Annotated in this window: 17 protein-coding genes; 7 read left to right on the top strand and 10 right to left on the bottom strand. The window is 65.7% G+C overall.

Annotation, left to right across the window (positions count from 1 at the left end; all coding sequences use genetic code 11):
- Positions 1 to 47 precede the first annotated feature (47 nt).
- The 3 genes from ACI0FO_RS02415 (at position 48) to ACI0FO_RS02405 (ending at position 3,517) form a co-directional block, all read left to right on the top strand.
- Positions 48 to 893: a branched-chain amino acid aminotransferase gene (locus tag ACI0FO_RS02415; protein WP_416023867.1), complete on the top strand. Its 846-nt coding sequence runs from the start codon at positions 48 to 50 to the stop codon at positions 891 to 893.
- Positions 894 to 968: 75 nt separating this feature from the next.
- Positions 969 to 3,122, top strand: coding sequence for a phosphocholine-specific phospholipase C (locus tag ACI0FO_RS02410; protein WP_416023866.1), 2,154 nt, complete (start codon positions 969 to 971; stop codon positions 3,120 to 3,122).
- On the top strand, positions 3,119 to 3,517 hold the full coding sequence (locus ACI0FO_RS02405) for an ASCH domain-containing protein (protein WP_416023864.1): 399 nt from the start codon (positions 3,119 to 3,121) through the stop codon (positions 3,515 to 3,517). Before ACI0FO_RS02410 ends, ACI0FO_RS02405 begins: the two co-directional genes overlap by 4 nt.
- A 54-nt stretch (positions 3,518 to 3,571) precedes the next feature.
- Here the strand turns inward: ACI0FO_RS02405 and ACI0FO_RS02400 are convergent, their stop codons facing one another.
- From ACI0FO_RS02400 to ACI0FO_RS02370, 7 genes are all read right to left on the bottom strand, one after another.
- On the bottom strand, positions 3,572 to 4,333 hold the full coding sequence (locus ACI0FO_RS02400) for an ABC transporter ATP-binding protein (protein ID WP_416023862.1): 762 nt from the start codon (positions 4,331 to 4,333) through the stop codon (positions 3,572 to 3,574).
- Positions 4,330 to 6,168: an ABC transporter permease subunit gene (locus tag ACI0FO_RS02395; RefSeq protein WP_416023860.1), complete on the bottom strand. Its 1,839-nt coding sequence runs from the start codon at positions 6,166 to 6,168 to the stop codon at positions 4,330 to 4,332. The genes ACI0FO_RS02400 and ACI0FO_RS02395 overlap by 4 nt, the downstream gene beginning before the upstream one ends.
- Before the next feature lie 6 nt (positions 6,169 to 6,174).
- Entirely contained in the window at positions 6,175 to 7,212 is a 1,038-nt protein-coding gene (locus ACI0FO_RS02390) for a branched-chain amino acid ABC transporter permease (protein WP_105555135.1), read from the bottom strand.
- Positions 7,213 to 7,378: 166 nt separating this feature from the next.
- Positions 7,379 to 8,542, bottom strand: a complete 1,164-nt coding sequence (locus ACI0FO_RS02385) for an ABC transporter substrate-binding protein (protein ID WP_416023858.1) — start codon at positions 8,540 to 8,542, stop codon at positions 7,379 to 7,381.
- A 236-nt stretch (positions 8,543 to 8,778) separates the two neighbouring features.
- The gene (locus ACI0FO_RS02380; RefSeq protein ID WP_416023856.1) at positions 8,779 to 9,336 is read right to left on the bottom strand and encodes a biotin transporter BioY; all 558 of its coding nucleotides are present in this window, start codon (positions 9,334 to 9,336) and stop codon (positions 8,779 to 8,781) included.
- Between the two features lie 39 nt (positions 9,337 to 9,375).
- Positions 9,376 to 9,972 (bottom strand): energy-coupling factor transporter transmembrane component T family protein, encoded by a 597-nt coding sequence (locus ACI0FO_RS02375; protein WP_416023855.1) that lies wholly within the window; start codon positions 9,970 to 9,972, stop codon positions 9,376 to 9,378.
- A complete protein-coding gene (locus ACI0FO_RS02370; protein ID WP_416023853.1) occupies positions 9,969 to 10,646 on the bottom strand; it encodes an energy-coupling factor ABC transporter ATP-binding protein in 678 nt (225 codons plus the stop codon). Before ACI0FO_RS02370 ends, ACI0FO_RS02375 begins: the two co-directional genes overlap by 4 nt.
- A gap of 52 nt (positions 10,647 to 10,698) precedes the next feature.
- Here ACI0FO_RS02370 and msrB point away from each other — a divergent pair, with 52 nt between their 5' ends.
- From msrB to ACI0FO_RS02350, 4 genes are all read left to right on the top strand, one after another.
- Positions 10,699 to 11,097, top strand: a complete 399-nt coding sequence (gene msrB, locus ACI0FO_RS02365; RefSeq protein WP_416023851.1) for a peptide-methionine (R)-S-oxide reductase MsrB — start codon at positions 10,699 to 10,701, stop codon at positions 11,095 to 11,097.
- Positions 11,098 to 11,673 carry a septation protein A gene (locus ACI0FO_RS02360; RefSeq protein WP_332009457.1) on the top strand — a complete coding sequence of 192 codons (576 nt, stop codon included), beginning with the start codon at positions 11,098 to 11,100 and terminating at the stop codon, positions 11,671 to 11,673. It begins immediately after the preceding gene.
- Positions 11,674 to 11,742: 69 nt separating this feature from the next.
- Positions 11,743 to 12,012: a BolA family protein gene (locus ACI0FO_RS02355; protein WP_416023850.1), complete on the top strand. Its 270-nt coding sequence runs from the start codon at positions 11,743 to 11,745 to the stop codon at positions 12,010 to 12,012.
- Between the two features lie 17 nt (positions 12,013 to 12,029).
- On the top strand, positions 12,030 to 12,806 hold the full coding sequence (locus ACI0FO_RS02350) for a peptidylprolyl isomerase (RefSeq protein ID WP_310032979.1): 777 nt from the start codon (positions 12,030 to 12,032) through the stop codon (positions 12,804 to 12,806).
- Between the two features lie 119 nt (positions 12,807 to 12,925).
- Here ACI0FO_RS02350 and ligA read toward each other — a convergent pair whose 3' ends face one another.
- From ligA to smc, 3 genes are read right to left on the bottom strand one after another with little or no spacing between them, the layout of a single operon-like run.
- Entirely contained in the window at positions 12,926 to 15,028 is a 2,103-nt protein-coding gene (gene ligA / locus ACI0FO_RS02345) for an NAD-dependent DNA ligase LigA (RefSeq protein ID WP_416023847.1), read from the bottom strand.
- Positions 15,028 to 16,110, bottom strand: coding sequence for a cell division protein ZipA C-terminal FtsZ-binding domain-containing protein (locus ACI0FO_RS02340; RefSeq protein ID WP_416023845.1), 1,083 nt, complete (start codon positions 16,108 to 16,110; stop codon positions 15,028 to 15,030). The genes ligA and ACI0FO_RS02340 overlap by 1 nt, the downstream gene beginning before the upstream one ends.
- A 46-nt stretch (positions 16,111 to 16,156) precedes the next feature.
- Positions 16,157 to 19,690 carry a chromosome segregation protein SMC gene (smc, locus tag ACI0FO_RS02335; protein WP_416023844.1) on the bottom strand — a complete coding sequence of 1,178 codons (3,534 nt, stop codon included), beginning with the start codon at positions 19,688 to 19,690 and terminating at the stop codon, positions 16,157 to 16,159.
- Positions 19,691 to 19,871: the final 181 nt, after the last annotated feature.

Here is a 19,871-nt window from a genome sequence, read left to right as displayed (position 1 = left end):
TCGGCGCCGAACAAGCGCCCACCCGATTGAAGCAAAGGAAGATGAACATGGATGCCCTGTATTGGTACGACGGCCACTGGACCACCGACAACCCCAAACTGCTCGGCCCCGCCGATCACGCGTTCTGGATGGCCAGCATGGTTTTCGACGGCGCGCGCGCGTTCCGCGGCCTGACGCCCGACCTGGACCTGCACTGCCAGCGCGTCGTGCGTTCGGCTGAAAAGATGCTGATGAAGCCGCAGATCGGCTGGGAAGCGATCCAGAAGCTGTGCCTGGAAGCCGTGGCCAAGTTCCCGGCCGGCACCGAGCTCTACATCAAGCCGATGTTCTATTGCGCCGACGGTTTCCTGCTGCCCGATGCCGACAAGACCCAGTTCGTGCTGCACGTGTTCAAGGTGCCGATGCCGGGCGAGCAAGGCTTCTCGGCCTGCTTCTCCAGCTTTGCGCGTTCCTGGCCCAACATGGCGCCCACCGACGCCAAGGCGTCGTGCCTGTACCCCAACGGCCAGCGCGCCATCCGCGAGGCCGCGGAAAAGGGTTTCGACAACGCCATCATGCTGGACGGCGCGGGCAACATTGCCGAATTCGCCACCAGCAACCTGTGGATCGCCAAGAACGGCGTCGTGTCCACCCCCGTGGACAACGGCACCTTCCTGAACGGCATCACCCGCCGCCGGGTCCTGGCGCTGCTGAAGGCAGACGGCGTCGACGTGCAAGAGCGCAGCCTGACGCGCGCCGATGTTGAAGAAGCCGATGAGGTGTTTTCATCCGGGAACTACGGCAAGGTGGTCCATGTGAACCGCGTGGAAGACCGCGCGCTGGAATACGGCCCGCTGGCGCGCCGCGCCCACAAGCTGTACATGGATTACGCCGAAAGCACCGGCAGCCGCTAAACCGACGCCGCCCTGCCGCTTTCCCGACGCTGCCCGCCATATCGCGGGCAGCGTCGCATTCCAGGATGCCGACCCATGCAAACCCGACGCGACTTCCTGCGCAACAGCGCGACTCTTGCCGGCGCCGGCAGCGCGCTGGCACTGTTGCCGGCGTCCATCCGCCGCGCGCTGGCCATTCCCGCCCACCGCCGCACCGGCACCATCCGCGATGTCGAGCACATCGTGATCTTCATGCAGGAGAACCGCTCGTTCGACCATTATTTCGGTGGGCTGGCGGGCGTGCGCGGTTTTGGCGACCGCTTCCCCATCCCCGTGCCGGACTGCCCCGACGCCCGCTACCGCACCGTGTGGGCGCAATACAACGACAAACCTGATGAAGGCGCGCCGCGTACCGTGCTGCCCTATCACCTGGACACGCGCGAAGCGTTCGAGACCTTGCGCGTCGCCAGTACGCCGCATACCTGGTCCAACGCGCAGGACGCCTGGGAAGCGGGCCGCATGGGCCGCTGGCCGGCCGCCAAGAAGAACCATTCGATGGCGTACTACACCGAGGCCGACATGCCTTTCCAGTACGCCATGGCGCGCGCTTTCACGGTCTGCGATGCCTATCACTGTTCGTTCACCGGCGGCACCAACACCAACCGGCTCTTCGTATGGAGCGGCACGAACGACGGCGCCGGGCGCGGCAATGGCCCCGCGCTGGGCAACGTCTATAACAAACTCAAGGGCGGCGATCCTGCCCGCGCCTATACCTGGACCACCTATCCGGAACGGTTGGAAGCCGCGGGCATCAGCTGGCACATCTACCAGGACATGGCGGACAACTATTCGCTGAACCCCACCGCGGGGTTCAAGGCCTATCGCGATGCGTACCATGGCGTGCCGGGCGCGCTTGCCGCGCTGAAGGACAAGGCGTTGACCACGCGCGGCCTGGACCTGCTGCGCCAGGACGTACTGGACGGCACCTTGCCGCAAGTGTCGTGGATCTGCGCCACCAAGGCCGGCTCCGAGCATCCCAGCCCGTCCAGCCCCGCCCAGGGCGCGGACTACACGGCCCGCGTGCTGGACGCGCTGACCGCCAATCCCGAGGTCTGGAGCAAAACCGTCCTGCTGCTGATGTTCGACGAAAACGACGGCTTCTTCGATCACATGCCGCCGCCCGCCCCGCCTTCGCGCGATGCCACCGGCGCACTGGCCGGCGCATCCACCGTGGACACCCGGGGCGAATACCACGAACGCATCACCGGCGTGGAAAAGGACGACACACCGGCGCATCTGCATGGCGTCTACGGGCTGGGCCCGCGCGTGCCCATGTATGTGCTGTCGCCCTGGACCAAGGGCGGCTGGGTCAATTCGCAAGTGTTCGACCACACGTCGGTGCTGCGCTTTGTCGAACAGCGCTTCGGGGTGGCCGAACCGAACATCTCGCCCTGGCGCCGGGCGGTCTGCGGCGACCTGACATCGGTCTTCGATTTTGCCAACCCGAACGAAGCCGACCTGCCGCGCGGCTTTCCGCCAACGGCCGAACGGGCGGCGCAGGCATCCGCGCTGCCCGGCACCGTGACGCCCCCCGCGCCGACGCAACCGGCGCTGGCGCGCCAACAACCCGGCACGCGCCCTTCCCGCGCGCTTCCTTACGCGCTGCAGGCCCACGCCCGAGTAGACGGCGACCGCGTCACGCTGGCGTTTGAAAACGCCGGAACGGCCGGCGCGGTGCTGCATGTCTATGACCGTCTACACCTGGACCGCGGCCCGCGCCGCTATACCGTGGAAGCCGGCAAGCGGCTGGAGGGCGAATGGCTGACGACGGGCGACGATGGCCGCTACGACCTGTGGGTGCTGGGGCCGAACGGCTTCCATCGGCATTGCACGGGGCGAACCGCAGCGGGCGCGATGCCGCCGCTGGCGGTCACCGCCGCCTATACGGCGCCGGGCGCGTCCCTGCGGCTGTTGGTGCACAATCCCGGCTCGCAGCCGCGCGCGTTCCGCGTCGAAGCCAACGCCTACGGCCATCCGCGGCAGACTCACGCCGCGCTGGCCCCAGGCGAAGCCGTGGAGCTGTCCTGGGACATGACTCGCACGGGCGGCTGGTACGACGTCACCGTGCGGGTTCCCGACGACCCCGCCTGCACGCGTCGGCTGGCCGGACGCATCGAGACCGGCGCCCCCTCCACGTCCGATCCCGAAATGGAACAAACGCTGATTCTGCAATGGACGCCCCTGGCATGAAACCTCCCGCCCCTTACGAAAACGCCGTGACGTTCCAGTTTGGCGATACGCCCGAACTGGCCGACGAACTGCTGGCCCTGGTGCTGGCCGGCACCAAGACGGCGACCTGCGGCGCGCTGCATCACTTCAACGACAAGGAACCCGTGCCCGCGGTCGGGCGGCGCGACGTGGTGTTGGACGGCCTCGGGCGACCCGCCTGCGTCATTGAAACCACCAGCGTGCTGATCCAACGCTTTGATCAGGTGGACGAAGCATTCGCGGTGGCCGAGGGCGAAGGGCCCTACGACGCCTGGCGGGAATCGCACGTCGCCTACTTCGAGCGCAATGGCGGCTATTCGCCGGACATGATGCTGGTTTGCGAACGCTTCCGCATGGTCGAGGTGTTCGACAAATAAAAAAAGCCGGCACCTGTCGGTGTCGGCTCTTTCAAGATCGGCTTCTAGCTACGCTCAGTCTTTTTCCGCGCCCTTGCCCAGGCCCAGATAGCTTTCGATGACCTTCGGGTCGCCAGCCAGCTCCCGCGCCGGACCGTGCAGGATCACCTCGCCGGTTTCCAGCACATAGCCGTAGTCGGCCACTTGCAGGGCGGCTCGGGCGTTTTGCTCGACCAGCAGGATCGCCACGCCGGTTTCGCGCAACCGCGCGATGATGTGGAAGATCTCGCGCACGATACGCGGCGCAAGCCCCAGGCTGGGCTCGTCCAGCATCAATAGCGTGGGCTTGGCCATCAGCGCGCGGCCCACCGCCAGCATCTGGCGTTCGCCGCCGGACAAGGTGCCCGCTTGCTGCGCACGGCGTTCACGCAGGCGCGGGAACAGGTCGAACACTTCGTTCAACGTGTCGCGCCAGCCGGCCTCGCGCGCCCGGTAGCGGCGGAAACCGCCCAGCAGCAGGTTGTCTTCCACGGACATGGTGCCGAACAGTTCGCGGCGCTCGGGCACCAGCGACATGCCCGCCGCCACGCGGCGTTCCACCTGCCAGGCGGACACGTCGGTGCCCGCGTACTGCACGGTGCCGGCCGAATGGCCGGTCTGCGGCAGCGAACCCATCACGGCATTCAGCATCGTGGATTTGCCGGCGCCGTTGGCGCCGATCACGGTCACGATGCTGCCGGCGGGCACGGTCAGGGTGGCGCCCACCAGCGCGCCCACCTTGCCGTAGCGGGCGGACAAGTTGCTGACTTCCAGAACGGGAGGTTGCGTGGCGCTCATTGCACACCTCCGGCCGACACGGGTTTGGCCTGATCGGCTTCAGGCAGATCGTCGTCGATGCCGCCCAGATAGGCTTCCAGCACCGCCGGGTTCTTTTGCACATCGGCCGGCACGCCTTCGGCCAGCTTGGTGCCGAAATCCATCACCACCAGGTGGTTGGTCAGGCGCATCACAAAATCCATATCGTGTTCGACAAGCAGAATGCTCATGCCTTCCGCGCGCAGTTGTTCCAGCACGCGCGCCAGGTCCTGCTTTTCCTTGTAGCGCAGGCCGGCGGCGGGTTCGTCCAGCAGCAGCAGCACGGGATCGGACGCCAGGGCGCGCGCGATTTCCAGGATGCGTTGCTGGCCCAGCGCCAGATTGCCCGCCTGCTCATACAAGTATTCGCCCAGGCCGACCCGCTTGATCTGCTGGGCGGCCTCGTGCAGCAACTGCGCCTCGCGGGCACGGTCCGAATGCAACGCCCCCGCCAGCACGCCGACGTCCGAGCGCAAGTGCGCGCCCAGCGCCACGTTTTCCAGCACGGTCATGCCGGGCAGCAATTGCACGTGCTGGAAGGTGCGTCCGACGCCCAGCTTGGCGATTTCGCGCGCCGAGCGGTTGTCGATGCGCTGGCCCATGAACGTGACCTTGCCGCGCGTCACCGGCAGCACGCCGCTGATCAGGTTGAACGTCGTGCTCTTGCCAGCGCCGTTGGGGCCGATCAGGCCCATGATCTCGCCCGAACTGACCTTGAAGGTGATGTCATTGACCGCGACGAGACCGCCGAATTCCTTGCGGATGGCGTCCACTTCCAGCACCACCTGCCCCGCCTGCGGACGCTCACGCGTGGGCAAGGCGGGCGCGGGCGCCGGCGGCGCCAGGTTGCGGCGCGAGCCGTCCGCGCCGGTCAGGCTGCCCCACCAGCCCGCCAGGATCGGCCACAGGCCGTTGCGGGCGTATTGCAGCATCAGGATCAGCAGCACGCCGAAGACGATCATTTCGAAGTTGGCGTTGGTGTCCAGCAGCTTGGGCAGCCAGTTCTGCAACTGGTCCTTCAGCACCAGGATGACGCTGGAACCCAGCAATGCGCCCCAGACGTAGCCCGCGCCGCCCACCACCGCCATGAACAGGTATTCGATACCGTAGTTCACGCCGAAGGGGCTGGGGCTGACGGCACGTTGCATGTGCGCGTAGAGCCAGCCCGAAATGCAGGCCAACAATGCCGCCCAGACGAAGATCACAACCTTGTACGCGGCGGTGTTCACGCCCATGGACTCGGCCATGCCCGCGCCGCTTTTCAGGGCGCGGATGGCGCGGCCAGGCCGCGAATTCAGCAGGTTGCGCGTGGCCCACAGCGCCAGCAGCACGAAAACCCAGATCAGGTAATAGATGTGGCGGCCATTGGCCAGCGACATGCCGAAGATGCTGATGGGTTCGATCCCGGCGATGCCGTCGTGCTTGCCCAGCCAGTCGATGTTGCCGAAGAGGAAATACAGCGACAGGCCCCAGGCGATGGTGCCCAGCGGCAGGTAGTGGCCGGACAGGCGCAAGGTGATCGCGCCAAGCAGATAGGCCACCACGGCGGTCAACACCAGGCCGGCAGGCAGCGCCAGCCACGGCGACACGTCATATTGCGTGGTCAGGAAAGCGGTGGTGTACGCGCCCAGGCCCACGAACGCGGCCTGGCCGAACGAGGTCAGGCCGCCCACGCCGGTCAGCAGCACCAGGCCCAGCACCACCAAGCTGGCCAGCCCGATGTAATTAAGTTGCGTGACCCAGAATTCGGGCGTGACCGGCACCAGCGGCAGGCCAGCCAGGACGACGAGGAATACGACAAGCAGAATGCGGTTCATGGCGGTTTACTCCTCTTCGTCCACGTGATGGGTGCTGAACGAACGCCAGACCAGAACCGGGATAATCAAGGTGAAGACGATCACTTCCTTGTAGGCGCTGGCCCAGAAGGACGAGAAGGATTCCAGCACGCCCACCAGCAGCGAGCCGGCGGCCGCCACGGGATAGCTGGCCAGGCCGCCGATGATGGCGCCCACGAAACCCTTCAGGCCGATCAGGAAACCGGTGTCGTAGTACACCGTGGTGATCGGCGCGATCAGCATGCCGGACATGGCGCCGATCGCGGTGGCCAGCGTGAACGTCAGGCTGCCCGACATGGTGGTGCTGATGCCGACCAGGCGCGCGCCGCGGCGGTTGACGGCGGTGGCGCGCAGCGCGCGGCCATACAGCGTCTTGCCGAAGAACAGCCACAAGGCAATGATCAGCAACGCGCAGGTCGCAACCACGAACAGGCTTTGCGCGGACCAGGTCATGAAGCCCAGGTCGACTTGTCCGCTGACGAATGCCGGCGTGCGCCAGCCTTCCGCGCCGAAGAAGACCAGCGCCAGGCCGGTCAGCGCGAAGTGGACCGCGACCGAAACGATCAGCAGGACCAGCACGGTGGCTTCAGCCAGGGGTTGATAGACGATGCGATAGACCATCGGGCCCATCGGGATCACCAGCAACAGCGTCAGCAGCATGTTCAGCCACAACGAGTTCTCGGGTCCGGTGTAGCTCTTGGTGAGCCACAGCAGGGCCAGCGGCAGAACCACGCAGGTGACCAGGGATTTGGGCAGGCCGGCGAAACTGCGGGTGCGCACGGCGCGCAGCAGTTCAAGCGCCAGGCACACGGCGCCCAGCAGCGGCAGCAGATAAGCGGTGCCGGGCACCTTGCCGTCCACCAGCATGGCCAGGGTCAAGGCGCCAAACGCCACGAACTCGCCCTGGGGAATGAAAATGACGCGCGTAACGGCGAAAACCAGCACCAGAGCCATGCCCAGAAGGGCATAGATAGCGCCGTTGACGACACCGTCTTGCAGCAGGATCAGCGCAATTGAGGAATCCATCTAACAACCTTATTGATTCTTGGTGTCCCGGCCCCACCCGGGACACTGATACGACACACCGGCCGGAAAGGCCGGTGCGAAGCATTGCTCGGGTGCCGCAAGGCAAACGCCGGTCACTGGCATTTACCCCGCGTGGCGCACCCGTGGATCGGGCAATCCTGGGAAATTACAGGCCGGGCTGATAGACCCACTTGCCGCCTTCGACCTTGACGATAACGCGCGAACGCTCGTCAAAGCCGGCGTGGTCGGTGGGCGACATGTTGAACACGCCTTGCGACGCAGCCAGGTCCTTCACGCCTTCCAGCGCGTCGCGCATGGCGGCGCGGAATTCCGGCGTGCCAGGCTTGGCGCCCGACTTCAGCGCCACGGGCAAGGCCGCCACAACCAGTTGGCCGGCGTCCCACATGTGGCCGCCGAACGTGTTGGTCGAGCCGGCGCCGTTGGCCTTCTCGTAGGTTTCGACGTAGGCCAGGGCCGACTTCTTGACCGGGTTGGAATCGGGCAATTGGGCCGCCACCAGCAGCGGACCGGCCGGCAGGAGCATACCGTCGCAATCCTTGCCGCAGACGCGCAGCACGTCGTTGTTGGCGGCGCCGTGGGTTTGATAGATGGTGCCGCCGTAGTTGCGGGCCTTCAGTTCCTTTTGCGGCAGGGCCGACGGGGTGCCGGCGCCAGCGATCAGGATGGCGTCGGGCTTTGCGCCGACCAGCTTCAAGACCTGGCCCGTTACGCTGGTATCGGTGCGGCTGTACTTTTCGATGGCGACGATCTCGATGCCCTTGGCCTTCGCGGCCTTTTGCATCACGTCCAGCCAGCCGTCGCCATAGGCGTCGGCGAAACCGATGAAGCCCAGCGTCTTGACCTTGGACTTGGCCATGGCGTCAGCCAGGGCGCCGGCCATCAAGGCATCGTTCTGCGGGGTCTTGAAGACCCAGCGGCGCTTGTCGTCCACGGGTTCGACGATCTTGGCGCTGGCGGCCACGCTGATCATCGGCACCTTGGCTTCGGCGGCCACGTCCACCATGGCCAGCGAACCCGGCGTCACGGACGTGCCGATCAGCACGTCGACCTTGTCGTCGGAAGCCAGCTTGCGCGAGTTCTTGACGGCTTGCGTCGTGTCGGTGGCGTCGTCCAGGACGATCCATTCGATCTTCTGGCCGGCCACTTCCTTGGGCAGCAGTGCCACGGTGTTGCGCTCGGGGATGCCCAGCGACGCGGCGGGGCCGGTGCTGGATACCGTCACGCCCACCTTGACCTGCGCGCTCGCCAGGAGCGGCAGAGTCAGGGCTACGGCGGCAGCCGCCGCGGACAAGCCGAAGTGCTTGCGCATATTTTTGTCTCCTGTGGTGGCTCTTATGTGCCTCGATTGAGGCGAAGCGAGCCTAGTTAAAGTTATACAGAAAAAAATATTATAGGGTTAAAACAGTATCAAATGACTTCCCGCAACTACGGTAAATCCCTGATGTGCTACGGAATCCTTGTTTTAGCGAACGCATTTGTTAATGGCGAACTTGTACTAGAAAAGCTTTCGGCGCGTCAGTTGGGGGATTCCCTGTGCCGGCCGCCTTACCGTCCCAGCATCGGCCACACGCGTTCCACCCGCGAGGCGACCCACGCGGCCACGACCGCCTTGACCAGATCGCCGGGCAGGAACACCGCCACCGCCATCGCCGCTTTGGGCAGGCCCATCTTGGTCACGGACGCCAGCCACGGCACGCCGAAGGCATACACCACGGCGATGCCGCCCACGACGCAAGCGGCCACATAACCCGCCAGCCCCGTCCAGGTTCCCGTGGCGCGGCCCGCCAGGCGGCGCGCCAGCCAGCCCGTGACGAAAGCGCCCGCCACAAGCCCGACCAGAAACCCGCCCGTGGGGCCGAAGAAGGCGCCCAGTCCGCCGCGGCCACCAGGCAGAACGGGCAGGCCGATGGCCGCCAGCGCCAGATACAGCAGGCAGGCCAGCGCGCCACGCACCGGCCCCAGCATCGCGCCAGCCAGCATGGCGCCAAGCGTCTGCAGCGTAATGGGCACCGGAATGCCGGGCAGCGGGATCGGCGGCATCAAGCTCAGCACGACAATCAGCGCCGCGAACAGCGCGATCAGCACGGTGTTATTGGATTTCATGGTTTCCCCTCTACGGAATCAAGGCAGTACGCGCCGCCCTCATGGGCTGCGTGCGTCGATGGCTTCGGCCACTTCCTGGGCGCGCTTCAAGGTCAGGACGATCAAGGGCACGATCAGCGCCACGGGATGGGCCCCCAGCCCGCGCGCCGCTTGCGCTTCGCGGATTTCCTGGAAATTGCGCCAGATCTCGGGCACGAAACGCAGGGCCAGCGCCAGCGCCAGCGCGACCTTGCCAGCATCCACCAGACCGATGCGCTCGAACGGCGTCAGCGCTCGTTCGCAGACGGCAATCAGGTCGGAGGTCCGGGTGGACAGCGTCACCGCCAGCGCCAACCCCACCATCGCCCCCACGCGCAGCACCACGGCCAGCGCTTCAAGCCAGCCCTGGAACCACCCGGTGAACAGCGCCACGGCCAGCAGCACCCAGAGCAGCCCGCGCGTCTGCCGCCAGACGGCGGCGGCGGTCACGCCCGTCGACCCGGTCAGCCCCACGGCGACGGCAAACGTCAGCGCCAGCCAGCGGGGGTCGCGCAGCATGAACAACCCGGCCCCGGCCGCGACCAGCACCGCCAGCTTCAGCCAGGCCGGCAGCCGGTGCAACGGCGTCTGGCCGGCGACATATAGGGGCTCCATCATGCGCAGTGCTCCCGGTACCAGCGCAGGGCGGCGGCAGGCGTGTCGTCCGCCGCGATGCCGCCGTCACGCACGACCAATACGCGGTCGAACGCTTCCAGCAATTCCAGATCGTGGCTGACGACAATGGCGTCATGGGGCAACGCGGCGATGGCGTCGCGCACCCGGTTGCGGTTGCGCAGGTCCAGCTGGGTGGTGGGCTCGTCGAAGACAATCAGCGCCGGCTCCATCACCAGCACCGCCGCCAGGGCCACCAACTGGCGTTCTCCGCCCGACAGCGTATGGCTCGTGCGGTCTGCCAGATGGCCCACGCCCAGCGCCCCCAATTGGGACTCGATGCGGCTTTCGCGCAGCGCCTTGTCGGGCTCCAGGCGCTTCAGCCCGAACGCCAGGTCTTCCCTCACAATGGGAAAAACGATCTGGTTTTCAGGGTTCTGGAACACAAAACCGACCCGCTGGCGCACGGCCTTCAGGTCTTTCCGGGTATCCAGCCCGTCAACGCGGACGCAGCCGGCGGACGGCAGCACCAGGCCGTTGACCAGTCGCGCCAGCGTGCTTTTGCCCGCCCCGTTGGGGCCGACGATACCGATGCGGCGTTCGGCCAGGGTGACGCTCACCCCGCGCAGCACTTCCGCCTGGGGCGTAGACACTACCGCCTGGTCAAACTCGATTAACATGGGGCGGGATTATGCCCGAACCATTTCGGGCATCGGGACTCCAAGAGCTCATATGGAAAAAGTACGCAAAACCGACGCCGAATGGCGCGCACAGCTTTCCCCCGAAGAATACGTGGTCACCCGCGAAAAGGGTACCGAACGCGCATTCACGGGGCGTTACTGGAATACCACCACGCCGGGCATCTACCGCTGCGTGGGCTGTGGCACCGCCCTCTTTGCCTCCGACACCAAATTCGACGCCGGCTGTGGGTGGCCCAGCTACTTCCAGCCGCTCGACCCGGAACTGGTCCGCGAAGAGCGCGACACGACCCACGGCATGGTCCGCACCGAAGTGCTGTGCAACGTCTGCGATTCGCACCTGGGCCACGTTTTCCCCGACGGCCCCCCGCCTACCGGGCTGCGCTATTGCATCAATTCCCTGTCGATGACGTTTGAACCCATAGAAAACTGAATGAAGAAGTTTCTGTTCGACCTGTTCCCGCTGTTCCTGTTCTTCATCGCCTACCGGTACACGGACATCTTCATCGCCACGGGTGTCGCGATGGCGGCGGCCGTGCTGCAGATCATCTGGCTGAAAGCCACGGGCCGCCCCACCGAGGCCATGCACTGGATCAACCTGACGGTCATCCTGGTGTTCGGCGGCGCCACGATCTGGTTGCACAGCGATGTCTTCATCAAGTGGAAGCCCACGGTGCTGTATTGGCTCTTTGGCGGCGCGCTGCTGTTCGCCCGCCTGCTGTTCGGCCGCAACCTGATCCGCCGCCTGATGGAAAAGCAGATCCAGTTGCCCGATACCGCCTGGGACAAGCTGAACCTGGTCTGGGCCGGGTTCTTCCTCATCGCGGGCGCCCTGAACCTGTATGTGGCGTTCTCCGGCCATTTCACCGAATCGCAATGGGTCAGCTTCAAGGCCTTTGGCCTGATGGGCCTGATGGTCGTGTTCGTGATCGGCCAATCGGTATGGTTGGGCAAACACATCCAGACCGACGAAAACGCCAGCTCCGGCACCCCGCCGGGCAAGCCCTGATCCGCCAGACGGCCCTATCATCGGCGTGCCCGCCCTTGGGCGGTGCGCTGGAACTTACCCACTGCCGCCATGTCAGACAACACTGATCGCATCGCCCTGATCCGGGAGCGCCTAGCCGCCCTGGACCCCCTCACTTTGGACATTCTGGACGACTCGCATTTGCATGCCGGCCACGAAGGCAGTAAAAACGGCGCCGGCCACTATCGCGTGCACATCGTTGCGTCTTGCTTTGCAGGGCTCTCCGCCGTGGCGCGACATAGGCTGGTGTATCATCATTTGCAAGATTTGATCCCCTATCCGATTCATGCGCTTGCGCTAGATGCCCAGGCTCCCAAATAGAAAGTCAAAGGATATTCATGAAACGCATCGTCATGCTGGCTGCGGCCTGCGTCATCGCCGTGCCTGCTTTCGCGCAAAACGTGGCAACCGTCAACGGTAAGGCCATTCCGCAGAAGAACCTGGATCAATTCGTCAAGCTGCTGGTCAGCCAGGGCGCGACCGATTCGCCGCAACTGCGCGAACAGGTCAAGCAAGAAATGATCAACCGCCAGATCTTCGTGCAAGCCGCCGAATCCAGCGGCATTGCCAAGCAGGCCGACGTTCAGACGGAAGTCGAACTGGCCCGCCAAGGCATCCTGGTCCGCGCTCTGATGGCTGATTACCTGGCCAAGAATCCCGTGTCGGACGCCAAGGTCACGGCGGAATACGACAAGATCAAGAAAGAACAAGCCGGCAAGATGGAATACAAGGTCCGTCACATCCTCGTCGAAGACGAGAAGACGGCCAATGACCTGCTGGCCCAGATCAAGGGCAACAAGGGCAAGTTCGACGATCTGGCCAAGAAAAACTCGAAGGACCCCGGCAGCGCCGAAAAGGGTGGCGATCTGGGTTGGGCTCCCCCGACCAACTACGTCCAGCCGTTCGCGCAAGCCGTGACGCAGCTGAAGAAGGGCCAATTGGTCGACAAGCCGGTGCAAACCCAGTTCGGCTGGCACATCATCATGGTTGACGACACCCGCCCGGTGGAATTCCCGCCGCTGGATCAAGTGCGTCCGCAACTGGAAGAAATGCTGCGCCAGCAAACGCTGGCCGACTACCAGAAGCAACTGCGCGACAAGGCCAAGATTCAGTAAGCCTGCGCCAGACACAAAACTGCCCGCCCTTGCGGGCAGTTTTTTTCAAGCGCAAAAAAAAACTGCACGCCCCAGGCGTGCAGTTTTTTTTTCCTCGGGCCAGACCGGCCCGGGGCACCTTAGGACATGCCCAGCAGGGCCTTCAGCGCGTCTTCGTCCAGCACCGTCACGCCCAGCTCCTGCGCCTTGGTCAGCTTGCTGCCGGCCTCTTCACCGGCCACCAGATACGCGGTCTTTTTCGAGACCGAGCCGCTGACCTTGCCGCCGGCAGCCTGGATGTGCATCGAGGCCTCTTCACGCGTCCAGTTAGGCAGCGTGCCCGTCAGCACGAACGTCTTGCCGGCCAGCGTGGTGCCCTGCGGCACCGCTTCGGCTACCGGGTTCACGCCCTGCGCTTTCAGTTGTTCGATCACGTCGCGGTTGTGCTGCTCGGCGAAGAAGCGGCGAATGGACGCCGCCACCACCGGGCCCACGTCGGGCACCGCAGACAGGGCGTCTTCGTCCGCATCCATGATCGCGTCGATGCTGCCGAAATGCCGGGCGACATCACGGGCGGTCGTTTCGCCCACGTGGCGGATACCCAACGCGAACAGTAAACGGCCCAAGCCCGGCTCGCGCGCCTTTTCGATGGCGGCCACCAGGTTATCGGCGGACTTCTGGCCCATGCGATCCAGTCCCACCAGTTCCAGCGGCCGCAGGCTATACAGGTCAGCCAGCGTCTTGACGCGACCACTGTCGACCAACTGGTCCACGAGCTTTTCGCCCAAGCCTTCGATATCCAGCGCCTTGCGGCTGGCCGCATGCCACAGGGTTTGTTTGCGCTGCGCCCCACAGAACAGGCCGCCGGTGCAGCGCGCAATGGTTTCGTCTTCCAGCCTTTCGATGGCCGATCCGCAGACGGGGCAGGCTGTCGGCATGACGAATTCGCGGGCATCATCCGGCCGTTTTTCCAGCACGGGCCCCAGCACCTCGGGAATCACGTCGCCGGCGCGGCGCACGATGACCGTATCGCCGATCCGCACGTCCTTGCGGCGGATCTCGTCTTCGTTGTGCAGCGTGGCGTTGGTGACGGTGACGCCGCCCACGAACACGGGCTTCAGGCGCGCCACCGGGGTGATCGCACCGGTGCGGCCGACCTGCACCTCGATATCCAGCAACGTCGTCGTGGCCTCTTCGGCGGCGAACTTGTGCGCCAGCGCGAAACGCGGCGCGCGCGCCACAAAGCCCAGCACCTTCTGGGCGGGCAGCGAATCCACTTTGTAGACCACGCCGTCGATGTCGTAGGGCAGCGTCGCCCGCATCGCGCCCACCTTGGCATAGAAGGCCATCAGCCCTTCGGCGCCCGTGGCTCGATGGTTATGCATCAGATTGACTGGCAGGCCCAGCTCGTGCAGCCACGCCAACATCGCGCCGTGCGATTTTTCAGGTAGCAGCGACGCTTGCCCGGCGCCAGCCGACGCTTCGTCGAACAGCCCGCTCTGCGCGCCGGGCAGGCCTTGGACCTCGCCCCAGCCGTAAGCAAAAAAGCGCAGTGGCCGCTTAGCCGTGATGCGCGGATCCAACTGGCGCAAGCTGCCGGCCGCCGCGTTGCGCGGATTGACGAACACTTTCTCGTCGCGCTTGGCCTGGGCCGCGTTCAGTTTTTCGAAGTCGGCGCGATTCATCAGCACTTCGCCGCGCACTTCCAGCACTTTCGGCGCGCCGTCCTTCAGTTGCAGCGGAATCGCCTTGATCGTGCGGATGTTGGACGTGACGTCCTCGCCTGTCTGGCCGTCTCCGCGCGTAGCGGCCTGCACCAGGCGGCCGTCTTCGTAGCGCAGGCTGATCGCCAGGCCGTCCAGCTTCAACTCACAGAAATAATCGGCTTGCTGCGCGGGGCCCAACAAGCCCGCGCCCCGCAAGGTGTCCGTCACGCGGCGATCGAAAGCCGTGACTTCTTCCTCGTCGAAGGCGTTGTTCAGCGACAGCATGGGCACGGCGTGGCGCACCGCGCCGAACGCCGAAACCGGCGCGGCACCCACGCGCTGCGTGGGCGACTCCGGCGTGACAAGCTCGGGGTGCTCGGCCTCCAGGGCTTCAAGCTGGCGCATCAAGCCGTCGTATTCGGCATCCGAGACCGTGGGCTCGTCGTAGACGTAATAACGAACGTTGTGCTGTTCAAGCTCTGCGCGCAAGCGCGCCGCGGCCTTGGCCGCGTCTTCCCCGCCGGACGCGCTGCTCATTAAGCGAACACCCGTTGAGCGCGCTCGCTTCCGGCGGGCAAGCCCGCTTGTTCGAGCTGTTCGAACAGCACTTGCAGCCGTTCGTCGATGACCGTCTCGGACCCCTCGGCAAGCGGCTTGCCCTGGTCATCGACCAGTTCAGCACGCAAGCGCGCGGCCAGGTCGCGGCCCACATCCACCATGCGCCCGAAGGCGCGGCTGTCCGCCGGGGCGCAGGGCACGTCCAGCAGCAAGTACAGGCGCTCAATACCGCCCATCCCGGCGTCAAAAGCCGCGCCGTCGGCACGCGACAGCGTGAAACGGGTCGCGCCGTTCTCGGCAGGCCAGGCCAGGCGATTGCCTTCCGCCACGAAACCCGTATCGCGGGCGACGGACAGGACTTCGGCGGCCGGCTGCGCGGTGCCCAGCATCAGGGTCAGGCCGACCTGGGTATCCAGGGCGGCGCAGGTATCGTCCAGGCGAGCGCCCTGCTCCAGCACGGCTTGCTGATCGGGACCTTCGATCGTGGCGTCGAAGCGTTCAGCCATGTCTTGCGCACGGGCCCACGCTTGCGACCACTCGATGGCGGTCAGCGGGCCGCTGCGGTTGGCCAGCAGCACGGCCAATTGCATCGACGCATAGGTTTCGCCGGCGTGCACCCGCGCGCGATGACGGCGCTGGTCGGTTTCGGCGAACACGCGCATGGGCTTGCGGCCGACATGGCGCAGGCTTTGCATGTACGGCAGCAGGTCGGCGCCGCGAACCGGTTCCGCGAAGTTGATCTCGATGACCACTTCGCAGGCGGGATCGGGTTCCTCGGTATCGTCGGCATCGCTGCCCGGGTCCACCGGTGCCGGCTGGCCTTCCTTGCGCGGCGCGTCGCCGCCCATGCCGGGCTCGCGGCGGGATACCGCGCCGGAAGCCGCGGCCGCGGTGCCGGCAGCGGACGCAGCCGCACCCCCCAGCAGGGGATCCTGCTCGGAGGTGGGGAAATGGCTCTGCATCTTGCGCCGGACGCGCCGGTCCTGCCACCAGTTGAACCCCAGCACCAGCAGTATCAGCAAGACGCCCAGGGCAATCAGCCCGATCTGCAAATCACTCATGTGTAAATCCCGCGCCAACAGGGCGGCGCCTTTCTAAATATTGGGTTTATGCCGCTTCGGAGGCCATCATTTGCACGGCCGAATCTATATCTACCGCAACGATACGCGAAACCCCTTGCTCTTGCATGGTTACCCCGATCAGTTGCTTGGCCATCTGCATGGCGATCTTGTTGTGCGAGATGAACAGGAACTGCGTTTGCTCGCTCATGCTGGCGACAAGATTCGCATAACGTTCCGTGTTGGCGTCGTCCAGCGGCGCGTCCACCTCGTCCAGCAGGCAGAACGGCGCCGGGTTCAGCTTGAACAGGGCGAACACCAGCGCGGTCGCGGTCAGGGCTTTTTCGCCGCCCGACAGCAGGTGGATCGTGCTGTTGCGCTTGCCCGGCGGCTGCGCCATCACCTGCACGCCGGCGTCCAGGATTTCCTCGCCGGTCATGCTGAGCTTGGCCTCGCCCCCGCCGAACAGCTTGGGGAAGAGCTCGCCAAAGTGGCCGTTCACGACGTTGAACGTCTCTTGCAGCAGCTCGCGGGTCTCGCGGTCGATCTTGCGGATGGCGTCTTCGAGGGTCTCGATGGCGGTCATCAAGTCCTGGTGTTGCGAATCCAGGAAGCCCTTGCGTTCGCGCGACGTGTTCAGTTCGTCCAGCGCCGCCAGGTTGACAGAGCCCAACGACTCGATCTGGCGCGAAATGCGCCCCACTTCCTGTTGCAGCCAACTGGCGCGGCGCCATTCGTCGGGCGCGTTGGCCAAGTCCTGGGCCAGCGCTTCGCGGTCGACTTCGCGGGCGTTCAACTGCTCGGTGAACTGCTCCTCGGCCAGGCGGGCCGCCTGTTCCTGCAACTGCAATTCCATGATGCGCGCCCGGCGCGGTTCCAGCGTTTGCTCTTGCTGCTGCCGGTCTTCGTCGGCGCCGCGCAACAACGCCGACAGGTTTTCCATTTCCTGGCGGGCGCGGGACAGCGCTTCCTCGCGTTCGGCACGCGCTTCCAGGGCATCCTGCAAACCGGCCTGGGACGCGGAGGCGTCCAGTTCGGCCAGATCGCCCATCAGTTGTTCCAGTTCGACTGCGCCGCGCTGGCTTTGGTCGGCCGCCAATTGCTGGTTGCGCTGCAAGTCGGTGATGCGGACCTGGATGCCGCGCTCGGCGAATTCGGCTTCCTGGGCGGCGCGTTCCAGTTCGCGCAGGCGCGTGCGGGCCGCCTCGGCTTGGGCGGCCAGCGTTTCGCCGTCGATCTCGGCATCGGCGAAACGGGATTGGTGTTCGGCCAGCTCTTCGTCCAGGGTCTCGAAGCGGGCTTCGGCCTCTTCGCGGGTGGCAAGCAGGTCTTCTTCCTGCACCTTGATTTCTTCAAGGTCCTGCCGCAAGCGCGACGCGCGTTCCCCGGATTGCTCGGCCTGCTGCTGCAACCGCGAGTGTTCCAGCTGGATGTCATGCACCCGGCGCGTGACTTCCGCCACGCGGGTGCGCGCCGGCGCGATGGCCTGGGACACCTGCTGCCAGGCCGCTTCGGCACGGGCGACCGCGGCGCGCGCCTGGTCGGCGATCAGTTGCTGGGCTTTGATTTCGCGCTGCAGGTTTTCGATTTCCTGCTGGCGGGCCAGGAGGCCAGCCTGTTCGGAGTCCGGCGCGTAGAAGCGCACGCTGTGCGCGTCGACCAGATGGCCGGCCTTGACCACGCAAGCGCCGCCGGCAGGCAGGGAAGCCCGCATGGACAGGGCCTGCGCCACGTCGGTCGCGGTGTAGATCCCGGCCAGCCACTCGTTCAGGAGCGTGCGCAGGTCCGGGTCTGTGATGCGCAGCAGGCTGGCCAGCGGCGTCAGGCCGGCGGGAGCCGCCGGCGCGGGCGCGGCGACGGGCAGCTGGTAGAACGCCAGGCGGGCCGGCGGCGCATCTTCGGCAAAGGCGCGGGCCCAGTCCAGGTTGCGCACTTCCATCGACGCCATGCGTTCGCGCAGCGCCGCTTCAAGAGCCGTTTCCCAGCCCGGCTCCACATGCAGCTTTTGCCACAGGCGCGACAGGCCAGCGAGCTCGTGCTTGGCCAGCCAGGGCTCAAGCGCCCCCTGCTTTTGCACGTCTTCCTGCAATTTCACCAGCGCCGACAGGCGGGCTTCCAGGCGCGCCAGGTTCTGCGCGTCGGTCTGGGCGGCGGCCTGGGCGCGACTGCGCTCGGCATCCGCCTCCGGCACGCGGCCTTCCAGCGTAGCCAGTTCTTCCTGGGCTTCTTGCAGTTGGTCTTCGCCCGCCAGGCGGTCGCCGGCCAGTTGTTCCAGACGCACCGGATCCGGGGCGTGCAGTTCGCGCAGTTCCTGTTGCAGGCGCTCGCGCCGCTGTTCCAGGACCTGCATCTGGCGGTCGGCATCGCGCTGGGTCTGGGCGACCAGCGCCAGGTTCTGTTCAACGCGGGCCAGCGCGGCACGCATTTCGTCGCGGCCGGAGGCGGCCTCGCGCACGCGCTGCTCGACCGAAGGCAGGCCCGCCTGGGCATCTTCAGCCGTGGCGCGCGCCTCTTCGGTGCGGGCGGCGGCGGTGGCCAGATCGTCTTCGGCCTGGGCGATCTGTTCCGTGCAATGTTCGCGCTGGCTGGTCCATTCCGCGATCTGCTGCTGCAGTTGATCGCGGCGCGACTGCAGGCGATTGCGGGAGTCCACCACGTGGCGGATCTCGGCCTCAAGGCGGCTGACCTGGGCATTGGCCTCGTACAGCGCGCCTTGGGCGGCATGGACCGCGTCGCTGGCGGCGTAATGGGCCTGGCGCCGGGACTCCAGCGCGGCTTCGCCCGCCCGCAGGCCGGCGATGGCGGCTTCCAGCTCGTTCTGGGCCTGCGCCATTTCCTGGACTTTCTTGGCGCGCTCTTCGCGCGCCCCGGTTTCCTTCAGGAACCACAGCGCATGCTGCTTCTTTTCACCGTCGGCCTGGAGTTCGCGGTAGCGCGTGGCCACTTCGGCCTGTGCTTCCAGTTTTTCCAGCTGGCTGTTCAGCTCACGCAGGATGTCTTCGACGCGGGTCAGGTTCTCGCGGGTGTCGGACAGGCGGTTTTCGGTCTCGCGGCGACGTTCCTTGTAGCGCGACACGCCGGCCGCTTCTTCAAGGAATACCCGCAGTTCTTCAGGGCGCGCCTCGATCAGGCGGTTGATCATGCCCTGGCCGATGATGGCGTAGCCCCGCGCGCCCAGGCCGGTGCCCAGGAAGATGTCGTGGATGTCGCGGCGGCGCACCTGCTGGTTATTGACGAAATAGCTGCTGGTGCCGTCCCGGGTGAGGACGCGGCGCACGGCGATTTCGGCGTAGGTGCTCCATTGGCCGGCGGCGCGCCCTTCGCTGTTGTCGAACACCATTTCCACCGACGCCCGGGCGGCCGGCTTGCGGTGGCCGGAGCCGTTGAAAATGACGTCCTGCATGGACTCGCCGCGCAGCTCGGAGGCCTTGGCCTCGCCCAGCACCCAGCGTACTGCGTCAATGATGTTCGATTTTCCGCAGCCGTTTGGACCCACCACGCCGACCAGTTGGCTGGGCACGGGGATCACGGTGGGATCAACGAAGGACTTGAAGCCGGCGAGTTTTAGCTGAGTGAGACGCACAGTACGATGACGACGGGGTGGGTTGAACGAAAGGCGTTAACGGACCTGCCGCACAGATTGCAAACCGGCCCGTCAAGGGCCGGCTCACATATGGCTCGTATGATACCGCAGGCAGTCTGTCCCCAAACGTTAGCAACGGTCAACCCACGGGCAAACGCTCAATAGCGCGCGTCCACGCTCC

Source organism: Achromobacter marplatensis (assembly GCF_049060505.1).
Taxonomy (GTDB): Bacteria; Pseudomonadota; Gammaproteobacteria; order Burkholderiales; family Burkholderiaceae_B; genus Achromobacter; species Achromobacter marplatensis_A.
Note: the sequence above shows the minus strand (reverse complement) of the source record. Positions and strands in the feature narration are given on the sequence as shown.